The organism is Pseudomonas sp. SC11, from assembly GCF_047039205.1.
Taxonomy (GTDB): Bacteria; Pseudomonadota; Gammaproteobacteria; order Pseudomonadales; family Pseudomonadaceae; genus Aquipseudomonas; species Aquipseudomonas boreofloridensis.
This window is the reverse complement of sequence record NZ_CP178183.1, coordinates 2,670,199-2,690,638: the sequence shown is the minus strand read 5'-3', so window position 1 is coordinate 2,690,638 and position 20,440 is coordinate 2,670,199. Positions and strand designations below refer to the sequence as shown.

Genomic DNA, 20,440 nt, shown 5'->3' with positions numbered 1-20,440 from the left:
TAAAGCGGTCTCAGAGCGGCGTGTGGTAGCGCACTTCCTCCAGTGTGCGGCCGCCTCGGCTCAGCTTGCGTGCCGATTCAGGCTCCGCAGTCAGGCCGACCTTGCGATAGAACGTGATGGCGCGCGTGTTGGCTGCGAGCACCCAGAGGGTCAGCGTGGAAAATTCCCGGGCAATCAATGCGGCCCGAGCGTCGATCCATAGCGCGCGACCCACTCCCGTGCCCCAATGTTCGGCCAGCAGGTACACGGCGGTGATTTCGCCGGTGTGGCCTGGTATCGCATCCTCATCTCGACTCGCGCCGTAAGCGATCCAGCCCACCACTTGTCCCTCGACGATGGCGACCAGCACTTGCTCGCGACCCTCGTCGAGGGTGCTGCGCCAGTAGCCGGTACGCCGTACCAGCGTGTCGTCCAGCGATCGCAGGTAATCCTCGGGCATGAGGGCGTGGTAAGCCTGCTGCCAGCTGCGGATGTGCACACGGGCAATCGCCGCAGCGTCCTCCGGAACGGCGGGACGGATCATCGGACAAGCTCCTGAACGGGATAGAGACTGTCAGTTATCAGGAATCGTGCCAGCCTGAGAAGGCCGTATTCCGGGGTTTTCCCACCAATACGGCGCGGAAAAGCTGGAATCTGGACAGTGGCTGTGCAACCACTGTCGTCACGCCGACAGTTCAGCGCGGGCGTCGGGCGACCACAGCACTGCCCGCACTGGTCGACAAGCGCTGATAGACCAAGGCTGACGCGACGCACAACGCGCCTGCCAGCGCCATGACCCAGGCCACATCGCTTTGCACGACAGTGGCATGTCCACGCAGCGCCATGATCAGGCTGAGCAAGGCGGCTGCCAGCCCCACTGAAACGCTCATGGTCAGCTGAATGCTCATGGCCGACAGGCTGCTGGCGCCGCTGGACTGTTCGGGTGGAACGTCAGCGTAGGTCAGCGCGCCGAGGGTGCTGAACTGCAACGAGCGAATGACCCCGCTGACGAACAGCACCAGTACGATGACCCAATACGGCGTCGAGACGTCGAACTGGCCCGTGGCGGCGAGGGTCAGCCCCGTCAGCAAGGCATTGCCGATCAAGGTGCGCTTGAAGCCGAACCGGCTGACGATGCGCACCGCCAGCAGTTTCATCACGAACGCCCCGGCGCCGCCGACGAAGCTCAACAGCCCCGCTTGCAGCGGGTTGAGCCCGAAACACAGTTGAAACAGCAGCACCAGCAAGAAGGGTTGCGCCGCACTGCCGATGCGCATCAGATTGCCGCCCCAGAAGGTGATGCCGAATGTGGGAATGCGTAGCAGTGAAAGATCGATCAACGGGTGCGCGCTGCGCCGGGCATGCAGAACATAGCCGACCGCACTTATACCGCCCAGTGCAACCAAGCACAGTGCCCAAGGACGCGGCATCAGGCCGTGGCCAAAGGCTTCACAGCCGAATACCAGTCCTGCCAGTCCCAGACCGCTGAGCAACAGGCCCGGAGCGTCCAGCGGCTGACCACGCACCCCGGGGTAATCCGGGATGTGACGCCGCACCAGCCAGACACCCAGCACGCCAATCGGCACATTGATCAGGAAGATCCATTGCCATGACAGCAGCGTCACCAGTAACCCGCCCAGCGGCGGGCCGAGCACCGGGCCGATCAGGGCCGGAATCGTCAGGTAAGACATCGCCCGCAACAGGTTGTCCCGCGATGACCAGCGCAACAAAATCACCTGCCCCACCGGCACCATCATCGCGCCCGCCGCGCCTTGAACCAGCCGTGCCAGTGACAACTGCAACAGCGACCCGGCACACGCACAGGCCACCGACGCCGCGGTGAACAACGCAATCGCGCTGACGAAGACCCGGCGCGGGCCGAAGCGGTCTGCCGCCCAACCGCTGACCGGCACGAACAACGCTGCCGCCAGCAGGTACAGCGACACCACCAGGTTCATGCGCACGCTAGGTTCGCCAAACTCATGGGCCATCTGTGGCAGTGCTGTGAGCACCGCTGTCGCGTCGATCAGCTCCATGAACAGCGCACACCCGATGATCATCGGAATCCGCCGCAGGTGGGCGCCGTTCTGAGTCCGATCGTGCAGCGCTTCGGCACTGTTGGCACTGTTATTGTCGGCCCGTGTGTCGAGCCTTTGATTGATGCCCATGCCGCCTCTCTCGTCAGAACAATCCGGAGGTCGGCGGTGGCGTGCCTTTCAACTGCCAGGCGCCTACCGCAGCGGCCTTCCATTGACGCGGGTTGTGGTTGGCCACGGTGCGGGCATTGCGCCAGTGGCGATCCAGGTTATGGCTGCGACCGGTCGTGGATGCACCGCCCACGTCAAACACCAGCTCGGCCGCTTTCAACGCCGACTCGGCCGCGATGTACTGGGCTTGCGCCACATCAACGGCGGCTTGATCCACCGCCTGTGCATCCAGATCCGCCGCCCAGGCGCGGTCAATGGATTCCGCAGCCCGCAGCACCACGGCTTCGGCGGTGAATGCACGGGCCGAGACATCGCCCACGCTCAGCTCCACATAGGGATCATCCACCGAACGGCTGGCCGTGCTGTGTTTGATCGGTCGCGCATGGTGGTTGGCAAAGTCCACGGCGTCGTTCAACGCATTGCGGGCAATCCCGGCCTCGACGGCCGCCAGGAACACCTGCAGAAACGGCGTAACGATGGTGCGCTTGCCTTCCTCCACGGTGCGGGTGCGGATTTCCTCGGGTTTGACCAGCACATCGCGCAGGTGCGTGGTGCCACTGGCGGTCAAGCGCTGTCCCATGGCATCGAAATCGTCCAGCAACTCCAGCCCTTGACGGTCGCGGGGCAGAATGAACGATACCGGTTGCTCATTTTCGTCCAGCGCCACCGCGCTGACCCAGTCGGCGTACAGCGAGCCGGTGCTGTAATACTTGCTGCCTGTGGCCCGATAGTTTTCGCCGTCGCGTACGATGCGCGCACTGACCGAACCGTTGGCACCCCCAATCTCCCAACCGGCATTGCCCACCACCGCACCTTGCAGATAACGGGCAAACCAGCGCTCGCGCTCGGCCTCGGCGCCTTCGGCACGAGAGGCCAGCAGTCCTTCGACAAAACCAAACCCGGGACGCAGCGCCTGCGCGACGTTGGAGTCCGCTGAGGCGATGCGAATCAGCAGCCCGATCACGTCCTTGACCGCACCACCCGCTCCGCCGTAACGGGTGGGTATGCGCGTGGTGAATATCCCGGCCTTGGCCAGTTGCGCCACGGCTTCGTAGGGCAATTGGCGCTCGCGCTCACGTTGCGCAGCGCCTGCCGCGATCTGCGGCAACAGGCGATCGAGCCGTGCGTTGAGTTCTTCCACCGAGATCACGGCGGGTTTGGCGACAGCAGACAGCGTAGTCATGAGAAGTCCTTCATCAGCATTCAGCGCTAGATAGCGATTTTCCAGAGACGGGATTCGTCGAACAGCCAGGCCGGGTTTTCCGGTTCCAGCGGCGGCACCACCAGTGCGTTGCCCGCGCCCGGCAGCCGTGGCACCGCACCAAGCAGGCGACGGGTGTATTCGTGTTGTGGGTGATCGAACAGCGTGTCGACCGGAGCGCTCTCCACCACCTGACCGTGGCGCATCACCAGCACGTCATCGCTGACGTGACGAATCACCCCCAGATCGTGGGAGATGAACAGATAGGCCAGGCCCAGTGAGGCTTGCAGGTCTGCCAGCAGGTCCAGCACTTGCGCCTGAACCGACACGTCCAAAGCCGACACCGGCTCGTCGCAGATGATCACTTTCGGGTTACTGGCGATGGCGCGGGCAATGGCCACGCGCTGCCGCTGACCGCCGGACAATTGCAACGGGCGACGTGTCGACACCTCTACCGGCAAGCGCACCTGGTGCAGCAGTTGCGCGATACGGGGCCGCTGCTGATCGAACGGCACGCCCGCGACATCCAGTGCATCCGCCAGAATCTGTCCCACGCTCCAGCGCGGATCGAATGAACTGAGCGGGTCCTGATAAATCACGCTGATGTCCCGACGATGCAGACGGCGGGTTCGCTCCTCGATGCGCCCTTTGCCCGCCACTGACCACGGGATGTCGAGAAACTGCACGGCACCGGCATCCGGCTCCAACAGGCCCAAGGCAATGCGTGCCACAGTGGTTTTCCCGGAGCCAGACTCGCCGACAATGCCCAGCGTGCGTCCGGCGCGCAGTTCGAAGCTGACGCCATTGACCACTTGGCGAACCTGCTGATCCGGACCGATATAACGTTTGCCCAGCCCGGACGCCTTCAGCAGTACGGGCGCATCGGGATGTGACAGCCGCGTCAGTGGCTCACTCCCGCTGTCCGGCGAAAGCCGCGTGCCCCTCGCGTGTTCGGCGGGCACGGCGTCCAGCAGGGACCGGGTGTAGGCATGACGAGGATGGCGCAGGACCTGATCTGTCGGCCCTTGTTCGACCACATCGCCGTGGCGCAGCACCAGCACTTCATCGGCCAGTTGCGCGACCACTGCCAGGTCATGGCTGATGATCAGCAGCGAATCGCCACGCGCCTTGATCTGTTGCAGCACCTCCAGAATCTGTGCCTGCACAGTGGCATCCAGCGCAGTGGTGGGCTCGTCGGCGATCACCAGCCCCGGGTTCAGCGCCAGCGCGCTGGCGATCAGGGCACGCTGACGTAAACCACCCGACAACTGGTCCGGGCGTTGCCGGGCACGCAGTTGTGGTTCGGGGACGCCCACGGTTTCCAGCAGCTCGATCACGCGTTCGGCGCAGCTGACGCGATCCCCCCCAGCGGTGGGTTTCCAGCACCTCCAGAATTTCTTTGCCCACCGGACGCAACGGATCCAGCGACACCAGCGCATCCTGCAACACAAAACCGATGTCCTTGCCGCGCAGGTCGCGCCAGCCACGTTCGGACAAACTCAGCAAGTCCTGCCCCGCGTAACTCAAGCGGCGCGCCGTGACGCGGGCGCCCTCCCCAGCCAGCCCGATCAGACTGCGGGCGGTCACACTTTTGCCCGAACCGGACTCGCCGACCAACGCCAGCGTCTTGCCCGGTTCCAGGGTGAACGACAGGTTGCGCACCACTGACTGCCCGGCGAATTCGATGGACAAGCCTTCAACGATCAATTGCTTCGCCGCACTCATGACAGGCGACCCTCCAGGCGTTGTTGCAGGTAACGGCCGACGACGGTGGTCGACAGCGTGGTCAGCACGATGAACAGGCCGGGGAAGAACGTCAGCCACCAGGCGTTGGCGATGAAGTCACGCCCCATGGACAACATGGTTCCCCACTCCGGCGCCGGTGGCCGCGCACCCAACCCCAGAAAGCTCAACGCCGAAGCCCAGACGATCGCCTGGCCGACGCCCATGGTCAGGGTCACGATCAGCGGACGCATGGCGTTGGGCAGCAGTTGCCGGGCAATGATGCGCAGCGGCGGATGGCCCAGCGCCCGCGCCGACTCGATGTAACCGGCGTTGCGCACGGCCAGCACCTGGCCACGCACCATGCGTGCATAACCGGGGGCGCCACCCAGCCCGGTCGCAACGATCAACGGGCCGATGCCGCTGCCGAACACCGCCACGAACAGCAGCGCCAGAATCAGGCTGGGAAAGGCGAACAGCACTTCCAGCAGCCAGCCCACGGCGCGGTCAATCCGGGCTCCGCCCAGGCCACTGAGCAGGCCGAGCACGATGGCGATGCTCATCGCGATGGCCGTGGCCGCCAGACCGATGAACAGCGACTGTCGCGTGCCGTAAATCACCCTCGAAAAGATGTCACGCCCCGACTGGTCGGTGCCGAACCAATGCGCCCAACCCGGCGGGTGGAAGGCATCGCGGGGGACGATCGCCAGCGGGTCGCTGTGGGCGAACCACTGCGGCGCAATGGCGGCCACGATCACCAGCAACAATAAGATCACCGCCAGCAACGGCCCCACACGCAGGCGACGCGATGTCCGTTGCACGCGCAGCGCGGGCAACGGGGTGTTCAAGGTCAAATCACTCATGCCGCATTCCCCTGTTGGCGAGGGTCGACCCAGTGGTACAGCAGGTCGACGACGATGTTGGCCAGCACATACCCGGCGGCGACCACCAGACTGATGCCGATGGTCAGTGGCAGATCCTGAGCCTGCACGGCCTGGAACAACTGACGGCCCAACCCTTTGCGGGAAAAGATCACTTCGATGACCACCGCGCCGCTGATCAGCGCGCCAATGGCCCAGCCCGACAACGAAATGCCGGGGAGCACGGCGTGGCGCAACGCGTGCTTGAAACGCACGGCGACGTCAGACAGTCCCCGTGTCCGCGCGGTCAGCACAAACGGTTGCTCCAGGGTGAGGTCCAGCGATTCACGGGTGACCTGCGCGATGAATCCCGCCAGCGGGATCGCCAAGGCAAACGATGGCAGCACCAGCGTGCGCCAGCCATCGCTGCCCGCGGGCGGGAACCAGCGCAGGCCAAACGCAAACACCGCCAGAAGCAGAATGCCCAGCCAGAAATGCGGCAACGCAGCGGACACCGTCTCGGCCAGCGACGCCAGGCTGCTCAAGCGCCGACGACGGCCAGCCGTGAGCACGGTCAACGCCAGCACCAACAGCCACGACAGCGCCAGCGCCGAGAACGTCAATTCCAGCGTCGGCCATGACTGCTCGGCCAGCACGCGGGTGACCGGCAGGTGTTGGGAATAGGACACCCCCAAATCTCCCTGCAACAAGCGCCCCAGATACAGCGCGTATTGCACCGCCAGCTGTTTGTCCAGACCGTATTCACGGGTTGCCTCGGCGATGGTTTCTGGCGTCGGGTTCCCGCTGGGGCCGCCGAGAATGGCCTGCACCGGATCGCCCGGCATCAGGCGCAAGGCAAAGAAGGTCAGTGTTGCCACTGCCCACAGCACCAGGATGCCGCCCCCCAGGCGCCACAGGGCGCGGCGTCCCAATTGCTGTAAACGCTCGCGGCGCGGATTGGCCGCCGTATCGATCAACGCAGCACTGCTCATTTGTTCACCCATGCGTCATAGAGGTAAGTCACCGCCAGCGACGGTTCAAGGCGCACCCCCTGAGTGGTCTTGTAGATGCCCAATCGGGTGCTTTGCGGGTACGTCGTCAACTGCAGGTACTGGCTCGAGGCGATCTGCTGCACCTTGTAGTACAAGGCCTTGCGCTGCTCGGGATCTTGAGTGACCAGCGCCTGCTGCACGGCCGCCTCGAATACCGGGTCGGTGTAACCTGCGGTGTTCTGGTGATAGCCACCGACGCCTGCGGGCTGGATGAAGTCGGCGCCGAAGATGATGCGCAGCACGTCGGCGGTGTTGGTGTTCCAGTAACCCAAGCGAATGTCGTAATCCCAGTCCGCCTGACGCTTGGTGGCCAACACGTCGCTCATCTGATCGATGATCAACTCGAACCCCGCCTGCCGCGTGGTGGCCTGCACTTGCTCCCACAGCGTGTATTCCGAAGGCGGTGTGCGGTTGCCCATGACCACGTAGACACGCAGGCGTTTGCCATCCTTGGTCCGATAGCCCTCGCTGTCGCGCTGGGTCCAGCCGGCTTCGTCGAGCAGCTGTGCAGCCTTGGCAGGGTCGTAATCTTGCGCATGCTGGAAGTCCGGGCTGTAAAAGCGCGTCGCCGGGCTGAGCGGACCGCCAGCACGGGGGAACTCGTTGAAATAGACACTCTTCAGCGCGCCCTCGATATCGGCGCTGCGCACGAACGCTTCGCGGACCTTGATATCGTTGAATGGCGCACGGGTGATGTTCAGCGTGCCATTGGTGGGGTTGCCGGGGCGCTGCGCAATAAGCAATTGCAGGTCAGGGTTGCGCCGGGCCGCTTCGTGGGACTCGGGCGGCAAGGCTTCGATCACGTCCACCTCACCGGCTTGCAGTGACGCGAAACGCACCGACGGCTCTTGAATGAATTTCCAGATCACCCGGTCCAGCCAGGCCGGGCCCTGATGTTTAGCGGTCGGTGGAGCCCAGTGGTAATCGGGATTGCGCACCAGCTCGACCTGGCTCTGCCGGTCCCAGCGCACCACCTTGAACGGGCCGCTGCCCACCGGGCTTTCGCAGTTGACATCCCGTGGTCGCTGCAACGCGGTGGGCGATTCGATCCCCAAAAACCCTTGGGCCAACACTTCGAGAAACGCCGCGTAAGGCGTGGCCAGATGGACCACGGCGGTGTCGTTGTCGATCACCTCGGTGCTGCGGTACTGACGAATGTAACCACCAGCGGTGCTGGACTGGGTTTTCGGGTTGGCCATGTGGTCGAGGTTGGCCTTGACCGCCGCCGCGTTGAACGGCGTGCCATCGGTGAAGTGGACGTCATTGCGCAAGTGGAAGGTGTAGGACAAACCATCCGCCGAGACCTCCCAGCTTTTTGCCAGCCATGGGCCAATGCGTCCATCGGCATCCATCGAGACCAGCGAGTCCAGATACTGCTGGCCGATGAACACTTGGGGCATGTCCCCAGCTACGTGGGGGTCAAGGCAAGTCGGTTCGCGGTCAGTGGCGTATACCAGGGTGCCGCCTTTGACCGGTTGATCGCTGCGGGTGACCGAGGCGGTGTTTTGTCCGCAGCCCAGCAACAGGCTGCACACCGCAACGACGCTCGCCAGGTATGAAGGTTTGAACAACGACCTCGTGCTACTGGTCGTAAAAACAGAGCGGGTTCTCGCATGGGTCCTGATGCCTCTCGTCCTGGGACAAGGACCATTGCACAGGCCATGCCGGTTTTTTCAGCCCGTAGATACGGGGTTTTAGGGGGATAAGTGCGGCGCGCAAGCGACAAACTGTGAGGCTGCTGTTGGGTGGCCAACAGTGTCGTGATCAACACGAAACACCGAGGCGACTGGCTTTGCTGCGCAATTCGCTTCTGCCGAAGGCGTAGGAGCGTGGCTTGTCCCGCGATCTGGCGCGTAGCGGCAGTAAACCCTGACGACTGTGCTGACCTGACACACCACATGTTCTGGTTTCGCTGCCGCTGCGCGGCAGATCGCGGGACAAGCCACGCTCCCACAGCGTCCTGCTCAGATTGGAAAGCGGAAAACCGTCGGGCGGCGGTTACAACGCGATCCGATAACGAACCAACGGCAAAGGCTCTCCCCGGTCAATCACTGTGGTGGCCGTGTCAGGCTCTTCGACAAACCCGACCGCCTCATAAAAACCGACCGCCCGGGCGTTACCGGGAATCACCCACACGGTGACTGTATTGAACCCGGCGGCCTGCAACTGATCGCGCACGGTTTCCCACAGACGACGGCCCAGCCCTTGCGCCCAGACCTCCGGCAACAGGTTGATCGCACGCAATTCCCCGCTATCGGCTGCCGTTCCTTTATCGCGACTGAGACCAAAAGACGCCCACGCCACCACTCGGCCGCCCTGCTCCACCACCCACACCGAATACGCGTGGCGTGCGATGGCGTCACGCAGTACTTCGGCGCGCTCTGCCACTTGCGCGGTCAACGCATCGAGATAGCCATCCGACAGCAGGTTGCGGTACGTCGCCTGCCAGGTATGAAGGTTAACCTGTGCCAGGGCCGGCGCATCGTCCGGTGTCGCCGGACGTATACGCGCAGCGTCAAATAAACGTTGATCCGTCATACCGGTTCGATGAGCCTCCTTTCATGCTGAACACCGTCCCTTACACGGACGGAAAGCGCAACGGCTTCGCCGGTAGATGCAACGCAGCCGGGTCGCGGTAACGGGCACCGTAGTGGTCGTTTGGCAAGCGCGCCTGACCGGCGCCGAACAGGCGCTCGCGCAGGGTTTCGCCGTCGCGATACCCCTCCCGGAAACGCCCGCGACGGCGCAGCTCAGGAATCACCAGTTCGATGAAGTCACGGGCTGTTTCGAAGCTCAGGTATTGGCGCAGGTTGATGCCATCAATGCCATCGACATCCAGCCATTTCTCGATTTCGTCGGCCACCACGGTCGGCGTGCCCGCCACGAAAAAACGTTCACGGTTAAAGCCTTCCAGCTGCGCGAGCACCGTGCCCACCGTCCATTCAGGCTTGTAGCGTGACAGGCTTTCCCATCCTGCGACCCGACGCTCGATCAGCTCGCGGATCAACGTATCCCGTGGCCAGGCGGTGAGATCGATTTTCGCCTGAGCGTGGGCCAGCGAGGCTTCGACACTCATCAGCTTGCGGTAGCTGTCCAGCTTGCGACTGACTTCCTCATCGGTACGTCCGACGATCACCCCCGCCATGACGATGAATTTAAGCCCCGCAGGATCGCGCTCATGGGCGATGGCCTTGTTGCGCATCGCCTGAATATTGGTCCTGACCGCAGCGGTATCGATGCCACCCGTAAACACCACCTCAGCGTGACGCCCGGCGAACTCGATACCCGCCGGTGAGCCGGTGGCCTGGAACAACACCGGCGTGCGCTGCCGCGAAGGCTGGCACAGGTGTGGACCGGCCACTTTGAAATGCTCGCCGATGTGATCGATGTAACGCACTTTTGCCGGGTCGGTGTACACCCGTTTTTCGCGGTCCTGAATCACCGCATCGTCGTCCCACGAGCCTTCCCACAGCTTGTACAGCACGTCCAGATACTCGTCGGCGATTTCGTAGCGGTGGTCATGCACCACCTCCGTGTCATGGCCGAAGTTGCGCGCCGCGTTGGGCAGGTACGAGGTGACGATGTTCCAGCCCACTCGGCCCTTGGTCAGGTGATCCAGCGTGCTCATGCGCCGGGCAAAGGCGAACGGCGGCTCGTACGTGGTGGAAAAAGTGGCGCCGAAGCCCAGGTTCCTGGTCACTGCGGCCATCGCCGGAATCACCAGAAGCGGGTCGTTGCTGGGGATCTGCATGCCTTCGCGCAGCGAGGTTTCCGGACTGCCGCGAAAGGCGTCATAGGTGCCGATGACGTCGGCGAGGAATACGCCGTCGAACGTGCCGTACTCCAGCAGTTGCGCCAGCTCGGTCCAGTAATCCAGGTCGTTGAAGCGGTGCCGGTTATTCTCGGGGTGCACCCACAGGCCATGCACGATGTGGCTGACGCAGTTCATCTCGAACAGATTGACGTGCAGTTGCTTGGGCACTCCGGCCTCTGCTTTTACGCTCATGGCCGCTCCTTAAATGGCGATCTGCAGGTAGAACTCGCTCGGCGGGTATTCCGCGTCGAGGGTCGGGATGGCGGCAATCAACGACCGGGTGTACGCGTGGACCGGTCGGTCAAATACCGCGCGCACCGGGCCGGACTCCACCACCTCGCCGTCCTTCATCACCAGCACCCGCTCGCTGACATGGTTGATGACACCCAGGTCGTGGGAGATGAACAGACAGGCCAATCCCAGACGCCGCTTGAGGTCGTCCAGCAGTTCGAGAATCTGCGCCTGCACGGACACGTCCAGTGCGGAGACCGGTTCGTCGCAAATCAGGATCTGCGGTTCGGACGCCAGCGCCCGGGCGATGGCGATGCGTTGGCGCTGACCGCCCGACAACTCGATGGGCCGACGGGACAACACCGATGGCGTCAGCCGGACCAGCTCCAGCAGTTGCAGCGCCCGGTCTCGCCAGGCCTGACGCGGCAAGCCTGCCACGGACAGTGCTTCGAACAGCACCCGCTGCACGGTATAACGCGGATCGAAGGAATTCTGCGGGTCTTGAAACACCACCTGTACGGCACGCCGGGCCTGACGTTTCTGTGCGGCGTCCAGCGCGGACCATTGTTGTCCGGCAATCCACACCTCGCCGCTGTCGGCGGTTTCCAGGCCCAGGATCAGACGCGTCAAGGTGGTCTTGCCTGAACCTGATTCACCCACGACGCCCAGTGTTTCGCCACGGCGCAGGTGCAGTGACGCCTGTTTGAGCACCGTGCGACGATGGCCGTCCGGGCCGATGAAAGATTTAGTCAGATCGCGGGCTTCCAGCAGCACGTCGCCCTCCGGCGGCACGGCTGTCGGTGTTTCGACCAGCGTCAATGGGCTGTGCGTCGGCTGAAAGTGCACGGCACGGGCTGCCCGGAGCAGCGATTGGGTATAGGCATGGCGCGGGTCGTGGAGGATTTGCTCGGTGCTGCCTTGCTCGACGATCACCCCGTGACGCATCACCGCCACCCGGTCAGCGAGCCGCGACACCACTGACAGGTCATGGCTGACCATCAACAGCGCATTGTTTTCTCCGCGCAGGCTTTCCAGCAGCGCGATCACTTGCGCCTGCACGGTGGCGTCGAGGGCGGTGGTCGGTTCGTCCGCGATGATCAATTGCGGGTTGCAAGCAATCGCCGAGGCAATCAGCGCCCGCTGACGCAGCCCCCCGGACAATTGCCACGGATACTGGCTGGCACGCAGTTCAGGCTCGGGAATGCCGACTGCACGCAGCAGCTCCAGCACCCGTAAGCGGCGGGCTTCTGCGCCGAGCCGAGTATGCAGATGCAGCGGCTCTTCGACTTCCGAGCCGACCCGACGCAAGGGGTCCAACGCGCCCAAGGCGTCCTGCATGACAAAACCGATGCTGGCCCCGCGCAGACGCTGCCACGAGCGCTCGTTCAATGAGCGCAGATCGATGCCCTGAAACGCCAGTTTCGCGGCGTCGATCTGCGCACCTTTGCCCGCCAGACCGGCCAGGGTGCGTGCGGTAACGCTCTTGCCTGAACCGGACTCGCCGACGATCGCCAGGCATTCGCCGTGTTCGATGCGCAGGCTCACGCCATGCAGCACCGGTTGGGCATGGCCGAAGCGTACGCTCAAGTCACGGATATCGACCAAAGGCCCAAGGGCATGAACATTCGTATTCATAGCGGTTTTCCTTCGCTGCGACGCAGCAATTCACGGCCAATGGCACTGATGGAAACGACAGTCAGGGTGATGATCAGCGCAGGCCAGGCCACCAGCCAGGGCGCGTTGGCCAGAAAACTGCGACCGATGGCCATCATCCCGCCCCACTCTGGCGCCGGTGGTGGCGCGCCAAAGCCAAGAAAGCTCAACGCGGCGCCTGCGGTGATGGTGCCGCCGATACCGATGGTGGCGAGGATCAGCACCGGTTTGATGGCATTGGGCAAGATGTGTCGCAGCACCACGCCCCATTGCGGCTGACCGAGGGTCACGGCGGCTTCGACGTAACCGGCCTGGCGCACGTTGAGGGTCTGGGCACGCACCAGCCGGGCGTAGCGTGGAACCCCAGCGATGCCCACTGCGAGAATCAGGTTGGCGGTGCCCTGGCCGAAGAAGGTGATGATCACCAGCGCCAGCAACAGGTCCGGGAACGCCAGCAGCACATCGATTCCGCGCATCAGGGAGGCGTCCAGCCAGCGCGGGCCTAGCCCGGACAGCAGCCCCACCAGCGTGCCCCAGGCCAGGCCCAGCGCCATTGCGGCCAGGCCCATGAACAACGAAGAGCGCACGCCGAAGATCAAGCGGCTCAGCACGTCCCGCCCGTTCTCGTCGGTGCCCAGCCAATGCAGCGTGTTCGGCGGTTGAAACGCCTGTCGCGCCGTGGCGTCCAGCGGGTCGAATGGCGCCAGCCAATGCGGCACGGCGGCAGCCAGCAGCAGCATCAGCACGAACAACCCTGCGAGCCACAAGCCGGGTCGCACGTGCGCCCAATTGCCGAGCCTCAGCGGACGGGTGCCACCGGTGCCGATGGCCGGACCGGTGATCACGGTTTCAACGGTTTGAGACATTTGTGTCGTCCTCTCCATACACCTCTGTAGCAGCACGGCTTGCCGGCGGAGGCGGTCTTGAGGGCGCCAACGCCTGTAGCAGTCCGGCTTGCCGACGGTAGCCATTTCACAACCGCCACCGCCGGCAAGCCGTGCTGCTACAGGGGGTGTGTCGGTCATGAATCCATGGCGCCCACCGGATGGGTGTCTAAGGCGCCGGGTTGGGAACACGCTGATGAACAGCCTGAACCTGCGCCTTGATGTCTTCGCTAAGTTCGACGTTCAGCGCGCTGAGGTTGTCCCGCAGTTGCGCCAGCGTGGTTTGCCCGGTCAGAGCGCTGGTGACGAAGGGTTTGTCGATGAGGTACGCCAACGCCAACTGCGCCGGGGTCAGACCGTGCTGGCGTGCGATTTCGACGTAACCGGCAATGGCCTCCTGAGCCGAGGGGCTATCGTAGCGATTGAAGGTGCGATACACCGCCGACAGCCGCGACCCTTCCGGGCGGGCGCCATTGAGGTATTTGCCGGTCAGCGCGCCGAACGCCAGTGGCGAATAGGCCAGCAGGCCCACGCCTTCGCGGTGGCTGAATTCCGACAGCCCGCCCTCGTACAGCCGGTTGAGCAGGCTGTACGGATTCTGAATGCTGACAATGCGCGGCAACCCCAGGCGTTCGCTCTGCTTGAGAAATTCCGCGACACCCCACGGCGTTTCATTGGACACGCCAATGTGGCGAACCTTGCCTGCCTTGACCTGATCGGCCAGCACCGACAGGGTCTCCTCGATGGCTACGCTGCCGGTGTCGTCCTGATACGGGTACTCGCGCTGGCCAAAAATATTGGTGGTGCGGTCTGGCCAGTGCAGTTGGTAAAGGTCCAGATAATCCGTTTGCAGGCGCTTGAGGCTGCCGTCCAGTGCTTCGACGATGTTGCGCCGGTCGTGGCGGCTCAACCCGTCGCGGATGTGCCGCTGGCTGTTGGCATCCCGCGCTGGCCCCACGACTTTGCTTGCCAGCACCACGTCGGCGCGGCGTCCGCTGGCGGCCAGCCAGGTGCCGATGTAGCGCTCAGTGGTGCGCCATGTCTCGGCCTTGGTGGGTGTGGGGTACATCTCGGCGGTGTCGATCAGGTTGACGCCTTCGGCCAGCGCCAGGTCAATTTGCTGATGAGCATCGCTTTCGCTGTTCTGGTGGCCCCAGGTCATGGTGCCCAGACCCAGCACGCTGACCTTGATGTCGGTGTTGCCCAATTGGCGATAACGCATGGTGATTCCTTGCAGTGGCAAAAATGAACGCCGTGGCTCAAGCCCGCAGCGCGTATTGATTGGTCGGGAATGGCAGCCCCAGGTGTTCGCGCAGCGTGCTGCCGGTGTACTCATGGCGGAACAGGCCGCGCCGCTGCAGCAACGGCACCACCTCGTCAACGAAGATCTCGACGCCGGACGGGAACATGTCCGGCATGATGTTGAAGCCGTCGGCGGCATGAGCCAGGTACCAGTGGCTCAAGGTGTCGGCCACTTGCTCGGGCGTGCCGACCAGCAGACGGTGGCCAACCAGAATGCGCCGCGACAACTGACGAATGCTCAGGTTTTCCCGGCGAGCGAGGTTCAGCTGGGCTTCGAGAAAACCCTGCGAACCGCGCTCAAACTCCGCCACTGCGCCGATGCGTTCCCATGGCAGCGGCGCATCCGAGTCTAGCTCTTTCGCTGGAATGCCAATGCGCCCTGCCACTTGTTCCAGCAGGCCATGTTCACCGTGCCAGGCATTGAGCGCGTCGAAGCGGGCATGGGCTTCGGCTTCGGTGCTGCCGATCACGGTGGATAGCCCCGGCATGATCTTCAGGTACTCGGGGTTGCGCCCCCATCCCGCTGCACGCGCCTTCATTTCGCGATAGAACTGCTGCCCGTCCTCAAGCGTGGTCTGGGTGGTGAAGATCGCATCGGCGTAGCGTGAACCCAGTGCCTTGCCGCCTTCCGAAGAGCCCGCCTGAACCAGCACCGGTCGCCCTTGGGGCGAGCGCGGCACGTTCAGCGGACCCTTGACCGAAAAGTGCTGACCGACGAAATCGATGCTGTGCACCTTGCGCGGGTCGGCGAAATGGCCACTGCGGGCATCGCCGATGATGGCGTCGTCTTCCCAGCTGTCCCACAGCTTGAGGGCCACGTCGAGAAATTCGTCGGCGCGGGCATAGCGGTCAACATGCAGCGGTGCTCCGGCCAGACCGAAGTTCTGCGCGGCGGCGTCACCGGCGTTGGTCACCACGTTCCACGCAGCCCGTCCACCGCTGATGTGATCCAACGAGGCGAACCGGCGGGCGATGTTGAAGGGGTCGTTGTAGGTGCTGGATGCCGTGGCAATCACCCCGATGCGCTGCGTCGCCAGCGCAACAGCGGTGAGCAGCACGGTGGGTTCCAGCCGGCCACCTGGGTGTTTCGATACATCCCCTGCCAGCGCCGGGCCGTCGGCGAGGAAAATCGCGTCCAGACAGCCCCGCTCGGAAATGCGCGCGATGTTGCGGTAATAGTCCACATCCAGATAGGCGTTGGCGTGGACTTCAGCCTGCCGCCAGGCCCCGGAATGCGCGCCAAAACCGAGGATGTTCATGCCCAGGCTCATCTGCCCGTCACGCAGGTTGCTGTGTTGGCTCGTGCTCATGCTGCGCTCGCTTCGTCACGGGCGCCTGCGGCCTGCTTCTCGGCATCGGCTGCCTGCAGACTGCGCCACGCCGCGTTGGGGGTGATGTCGTTGAGGTAGTAGTTACCCAGCGCCCGCTCGCGGTAGATCGCCGGGTTGTGCGAGGCCAGGGTCCGGGCATTGCGCCAGTGGCGGTCGAAGCGCCGGGTGACGCTGGTGGCGGATGCCCCGCCCACTTCGAACAGCAGCGTGGTGGCTTCCAGCACCTGTTCCAGCACAATCTGCTGGGCCTGGTAGGCGCGGATTTCCGCCTCGGTGTAATGCGACTCCTGGGCATACCCGCCCTGCTCCGCCTCATGCACCTCCTGCAGCACCTGCGCCACCGCCAGCACTTGCGTGCGGGCGGCATAGGCCAGACTCGACAGTCGCCCGATGACGCGCTGCACCAGCGGATCATCTTTAGGGCTGGACTGCCCCGGAATGCCGAACCCCCGCGTACGGGCTTTGACGAAGGTGGTTGCATCGCGCAACACGGCGTTGGCGATGCCCGCCAAAGTCGCCAGATGGAACAGTTGGTAGAACGCACTCAGGTAGGATTCAGCGCGCAGTTCGTCCTTCTTGAAACGCCGCACGATGTGTTCCTGGGGCACCTTCACCGCTGAAAAACGCGTGGTGCCGCTGCCGGTCAGGCGCTGGCCGAAACCGTCCCAGTCATCCTCCACCGACACCCCGTCGGCATCGGTGGGCACCGCCAGGCTGACGAAATCCTCACCGTCCAGTGCCACGGCGGCGATCCAGTCGGCGTACAGGGTGCCGGTGCAGTAATACTTTTCGCCATTGAGCGTCCAGCCGGCATCGGCGTTGCCCGGTTCCAGCGGGTCTAGGGTCACGGAGTTACGGGTGGTGTCCGTGCGCTCGGCCATGGCCGCTCCCCACAACTGGCCCGCCACCACCTTGGGCAGCCAGTAGTCCTGCGACGCCTCATCGCGGCTGGACAGTCGCCCTTCCACGAAACCGAAATGCGCACGCACGATCTGCGGCAAATTCGAATCGGCTTCACCCAGATCGATCAGCAGACGGAACAGTTGCGGCAGGCTGGCGCCCAGCCCGCCAAGGGCCTGGGGGACGCGCAACGCGCCAAACCCCGCATCGCGCAGCCATTGCACGGCCTCAAAGGCCAGCTCGCGCTCTTGCTCGCGGGCCACGGCGGTGTCGGTGATTCGCGCGAACACCTCGGCGAAACGCCGGTGCAGGTCTTCGTAGGTCACTTCGGGGACAGTCGGAGCACTCATGATTTTTCCTTGTTCAGGGACATTGCGCCCGCCCGGCGACTCATTCGTGAGCGCCTCGCGGGTCGATCCAGCGGTTGATCAGGTCGACGGCCAGGTTCACCACCACGTACACCGCAGCGGCCAGCAGGGTCACCCCCAGCACCATGGGCACGTCCTTGTTGCTGGTGGCGTCGAGCATCAGGCGGCCCAGGCCCTGGCGGGCGAACAGCAGCTCGATGACCACCGCGCCGCCCAGCAGACTGGCGAAAATGAACCCGGCCAGGGTCACCAGCGGCACCAGCGCATGGCGCAAGGCATGGCGCAGACGCACGGCGGTCTCGGACAGCCCGCGTGCACGGGCCATGGCGATGAAGGAGTGTTCGAGGGTGTCTTCCAGCGACTGGCGCAACAGTTGGGTCAAGACCGCTGCCAGGGGCAGTGCCAACGCGACGGTCGGCAGAATCAGCGAGCGCCAGCCCACCGAACCCGAAGGCGGCAGCCAGTGCCAGTGAAAGGAGAACACCAGCAACAGCACGATGCCGATCACGAACGAAGGCGACGACGAAATCACCAGTTCGCTGCCTGAGGCCAGTGAACGGACCCACGACGCACGATTGGCGGTGAGAATCGCGCAGGTCAGCGCCAGAACGATCGCCACGATCGCGGCACTGATCGACAGCTGCACGGTGGCGCCAATCTGCTCGCCGATGGCCTGAGCCACCGGGATTCGCAAACGATAGGACTCGCCCAGATCCCCTTGCAACAAGCGGCCGAGATAATGCCCGTACTGGACAATCAGCGGCTGATCCAGACCGTATTCAGCGCGCACCCGTGCCAGCAATTCCGGCGTTGGCAGCGCTTCCGGGCCGCCGAGAATCGCCAGCGCGGTGTCGCCACCACTGAGGCTGACTGCCAGGAACGTCAGCGTGGCCGCGCCCCACAACACTCCAAGCCCCGCCAGCAGGCGCTGGCCAATTTGTTTGAACAGGCTCATGGTTGTCCCCGGTCTAGCCAGACGCTGGTGAAGTACGGCACGTTATGCGAGGTGTCGAAGATCACGCCTTTGACATCGCGTCGGTAAGCGGCGAGTACCTGGCTTTCCACCGACGGCACCGCCGGTACGGTCTCAGTCAGGCGTTGCTGGGCGATGCTGTACAGGTGCTGCAGCTCAACGGGATCTCGGGACTGGCGTGCGGCACTGAGCACGCGGTCCAGCTCGGCATCGCGGAATTTGCCCGCGTTCTGCCCGATCAGTTTGGCCGTGCTGATGGACTGACTGTGGTAAAGCACGAAGAGCCCGTCTGGCGTATTGGTGTGCCAGTAACCCGCCGCCAGCGCCTGAAACTTGCCTGCATAGCGCCGCTCGGTGACGCGGGTCAGCGGCAGCATTTCGATGGGCATGTCGAAGCCGACCTTTTTCAGGTCCGCTTGAATGGCCACCGACACGCTGGCCGGGAAGGCCGGGTTGTCGTAGGTCAGCAAAGTGGCTTTCAAGCGCTGGCCGTTTTTGGTCCGGTAGCCCTGGGCATCGCGCCCGGTCCAGCCTGCCTGATCGAGCAAGGCGTTGGCCGCGTTGACGTCGTATGCCAGGGCATCGTTGTTGGGCTGATAAAAACGGGTGTTGGCGGCCAGAAAATCCGCCTTGGCGATGAATTCGCCGAAGCCGGAAATCCACGCCAGCCCTTCACGGTCAATGGCCTTGGCCACTGCGCGTCGAATCAGCACATCGTCAAACGGCGGCTGCTCGACGTTGAAGGTCATGCTGCGGCTGGGGTTGCCCTTGCGGATACGACTGCGCAACACCAGATCCGGGTTGGCCCGAATCGCGGCGGCGTTCTGCGGCGGTGCGTCCAGTGCGAAGTCCGATTGACCGGACTCCAGCGACGTGAAGCGAATCATGGCCTCGGGCACGTAGCTCAACTCGATCCGGTCCAGATAGGCCTCGCCCTGATGACGAGTCACCGGCGGTGCCCAGTGGTAGCCCTTGCGCTTGACGAACACCGCACCCTGATCGCGGGTGTAGCTCAAGAGTGTGAACGGGCCGCTGCCGACAGGGTGCTCGGCAATGCTTTTCGGTGCCTCGCGAATCTGCTTCGGCGAAATCATGCCCAACCAGGACTGTGCCAGCACGTCCAGAAACGGCGTGTATGGTTCACGCAAATGTGCTTCGAAGGTGTACTCGTCAATGATCCGACCTCCGGTGTACGGCGCGATATAGGCGGCTGCCAGCGGCGATTTGGTGGCTGGATCGCGCATATGGTCAAGATTGACCTGCAACGCGGCGGCGTTGAATTTTTCGCCGTCGCTGAAGGTCACGTCGTCGCGCAGGTGAAAGGTGTAGGTCTTGCCGTCGTCGGAAATGTCCCACGACTTTGCCAGCCAGGGTGAAATGTTGCCCTGCTCGTCCTGCGCCACCAGGCAGTCGAACAGAATGCGCCCCATCCACTGCATGTTGCCGTTGGACAACGCGTGAATGTCGAAACTGCCCGCGTCCGACGCCGCTGACACACGAAGGGTGCCGCCGCTACGCCCCGGTGATTGCTCATGAAAGTCCGATGCCGGGTAAGTGACCACACCATTAGTCAGTGTGCCATCCGCATGGACAGCCCCCGATACCGGGGGGGTTGCTGGCGAGCACGCACTGATGGCCAGCGATAACGACATCACAGCGGTCAGTTTATAGAGAGCAGACAAAGTGCATTCCTTAAATAAACAAGCTCATCGACATCCAGCATCGATAAGTTCACTTGCTATGCAGGGAACATGCCATGCCACGGGCAACTTGTTAGAAGGAGATTATTGCCAACTGCCCACACCCGCTTGTTAGCCCGCACAACAAATGGCGCCAGGCTTGTTCGCGTCGATTGGCAAAGCGATTAAAAAGTCGGTCGCACCAAGCCCCTTTTACTAAAGGGCCTGCAGACTGATTCTATGCATAGAAGCAAATCGATTAACGCCCTGCTGCGCAACTTACA

General features: G+C 63.6%; 15 protein-coding genes and 1 pseudogene. All 16 read right to left on the bottom strand.

Annotated features, from left to right (window positions below; translation table 11 throughout):
• Positions 1-10: 10 nt before the first annotated feature.
• A complete protein-coding gene (locus ACK2SD_RS11960) occupies positions 11-523 on the bottom strand; it encodes a GNAT family N-acetyltransferase (RefSeq protein ID WP_029612008.1) in 513 nt (170 codons plus the stop codon).
• A gap of 151 nt (positions 524-674) precedes the next feature.
• Positions 675-2,039, bottom strand: a complete 1,365-nt coding sequence (locus tag ACK2SD_RS11955; protein WP_412462308.1) for an MFS transporter — start codon at positions 2,037-2,039, stop codon at positions 675-677.
• A 121-nt stretch (positions 2,040-2,160) separates the two neighbouring features.
• Positions 2,161-3,369, bottom strand: a complete 1,209-nt coding sequence (locus ACK2SD_RS11950) for an acyl-CoA dehydrogenase family protein (RefSeq protein WP_116888326.1) — start codon at positions 3,367-3,369, stop codon at positions 2,161-2,163.
• A gap of 26 nt (positions 3,370-3,395) precedes the next feature.
• Positions 3,396-5,112, bottom strand: a pseudogene (locus ACK2SD_RS11945) (dipeptide ABC transporter ATP-binding protein).
• Positions 5,109-5,972: an ABC transporter permease gene (locus ACK2SD_RS11940; RefSeq protein ID WP_412462235.1), complete on the bottom strand. Its 864-nt coding sequence runs from the start codon at positions 5,970-5,972 to the stop codon at positions 5,109-5,111. The pseudogene ACK2SD_RS11945 and the gene ACK2SD_RS11940 overlap by 4 nt, the downstream one beginning before the upstream one ends.
• A complete protein-coding gene (locus tag ACK2SD_RS11935; RefSeq protein WP_412462234.1) occupies positions 5,969-6,961 on the bottom strand; it encodes an ABC transporter permease in 993 nt (330 codons plus the stop codon). The genes ACK2SD_RS11940 and ACK2SD_RS11935 overlap by 4 nt, the downstream gene beginning before the upstream one ends.
• Positions 6,958-8,592 carry an ABC transporter substrate-binding protein gene (locus ACK2SD_RS11930; protein WP_412462233.1) on the bottom strand — a complete coding sequence of 545 codons (1,635 nt, stop codon included), beginning with the start codon at positions 8,590-8,592 and terminating at the stop codon, positions 6,958-6,960. Before ACK2SD_RS11930 ends, ACK2SD_RS11935 begins: the two co-directional genes overlap by 4 nt.
• 427 nt (positions 8,593-9,019) lie before the next feature.
• Complete coding sequence (locus ACK2SD_RS11925) at positions 9,020-9,559, bottom strand: GNAT family N-acetyltransferase (protein ID WP_037027336.1); 540 nt, start codon at positions 9,557-9,559, stop codon at positions 9,020-9,022.
• Between the two features lie 40 nt (positions 9,560-9,599).
• Positions 9,600-11,003, bottom strand: a complete 1,404-nt coding sequence (locus ACK2SD_RS11920; protein ID WP_205419323.1) for an LLM class flavin-dependent oxidoreductase — start codon at positions 11,001-11,003, stop codon at positions 9,600-9,602.
• A gap of 33 nt (positions 11,004-11,036) precedes the next feature.
• Positions 11,037-12,701: a dipeptide ABC transporter ATP-binding protein gene (locus ACK2SD_RS11915; protein WP_412462232.1), complete on the bottom strand. Its 1,665-nt coding sequence runs from the start codon at positions 12,699-12,701 to the stop codon at positions 11,037-11,039.
• Entirely contained in the window at positions 12,698-13,585 is an 888-nt protein-coding gene (locus ACK2SD_RS11910) for an ABC transporter permease (RefSeq protein ID WP_412462231.1), read from the bottom strand. The genes ACK2SD_RS11915 and ACK2SD_RS11910 overlap by 4 nt, the downstream gene beginning before the upstream one ends.
• Before the next feature lie 187 nt (positions 13,586-13,772).
• A complete protein-coding gene (locus tag ACK2SD_RS11905; RefSeq protein WP_116888335.1) occupies positions 13,773-14,825 on the bottom strand; it encodes an NADP(H)-dependent aldo-keto reductase in 1,053 nt (350 codons plus the stop codon).
• 37 nt (positions 14,826-14,862) lie between these two features.
• Positions 14,863-16,215, bottom strand: coding sequence for an LLM class flavin-dependent oxidoreductase (locus ACK2SD_RS11900; protein WP_412462230.1), 1,353 nt, complete (start codon positions 16,213-16,215; stop codon positions 14,863-14,865).
• Positions 16,212-17,486: an acyl-CoA dehydrogenase family protein gene (locus ACK2SD_RS11895; RefSeq protein ID WP_116888337.1), complete on the bottom strand. Its 1,275-nt coding sequence runs from the start codon at positions 17,484-17,486 to the stop codon at positions 16,212-16,214. Before ACK2SD_RS11895 ends, ACK2SD_RS11900 begins: the two co-directional genes overlap by 4 nt.
• 40 nt (positions 17,487-17,526) lie before the next feature.
• Positions 17,527-18,459: an ABC transporter permease gene (locus ACK2SD_RS11890; RefSeq protein WP_116888338.1), complete on the bottom strand. Its 933-nt coding sequence runs from the start codon at positions 18,457-18,459 to the stop codon at positions 17,527-17,529.
• Complete coding sequence (locus ACK2SD_RS11885) at positions 18,456-20,159, bottom strand: ABC transporter substrate-binding protein (protein ID WP_304484190.1); 1,704 nt, start codon at positions 20,157-20,159, stop codon at positions 18,456-18,458. The genes ACK2SD_RS11890 and ACK2SD_RS11885 overlap by 4 nt, the downstream gene beginning before the upstream one ends.
• Positions 20,160-20,440: the final 281 nt, after the last annotated feature.

Bases quoted from the DNA above. Each gene is read 5' to 3' on its own strand.
- ACK2SD_RS11925 (WP_037027336.1), bottom strand. From the start codon at position 9,559: ATGACGGATCAACGTTTATTTGACGCTGCGCGTATACGTCCGGCGACA.
- ACK2SD_RS11935 (WP_412462234.1), bottom strand. From the start codon at position 6,961: ATGAGCAGTGCTGCGTTGATCGATACGGCGGCCAATCCGCGCCGCGAG.
- ACK2SD_RS11915 (WP_412462232.1), bottom strand. From the start codon at position 12,701: ATGAATACGAATGTTCATGCCCTTGGGCCTTTGGTCGATATCCGTGAC.
- ACK2SD_RS11910 (WP_412462231.1), bottom strand. From the start codon at position 13,585: ATGTCTCAAACCGTTGAAACCGTGATCACCGGTCCGGCCATCGGCACC.
- ACK2SD_RS11895 (WP_116888337.1), bottom strand. From the start codon at position 17,486: ATGAGTGCTCCGACTGTCCCCGAAGTGACCTACGAAGACCTGCACCGG.
- ACK2SD_RS11950 (WP_116888326.1), bottom strand. From the start codon at position 3,369: ATGACTACGCTGTCTGCTGTCGCCAAACCCGCCGTGATCTCGGTGGAA.
- ACK2SD_RS11900 (WP_412462230.1), bottom strand. From the start codon at position 16,215: ATGAGCACGAGCCAACACAGCAACCTGCGTGACGGGCAGATGAGCCTG.
- ACK2SD_RS11960 (WP_029612008.1), bottom strand. From the start codon at position 523: ATGATCCGTCCCGCCGTTCCGGAGGACGCTGCGGCGATTGCCCGTGTG.
- ACK2SD_RS11940 (WP_412462235.1), bottom strand. From the start codon at position 5,972: ATGAGTGATTTGACCTTGAACACCCCGTTGCCCGCGCTGCGCGTGCAA.
- ACK2SD_RS11905 (WP_116888335.1), bottom strand. From the start codon at position 14,825: ATGCGTTATCGCCAATTGGGCAACACCGACATCAAGGTCAGCGTGCTG.
- ACK2SD_RS11955 (WP_412462308.1), bottom strand. From the start codon at position 2,039: ATGATCATCGGGTGTGCGCTGTTCATGGAGCTGATCGACGCGACAGCG.
- ACK2SD_RS11890 (WP_116888338.1), bottom strand. From the start codon at position 18,459: ATGAGCCTGTTCAAACAAATTGGCCAGCGCCTGCTGGCGGGGCTTGGA.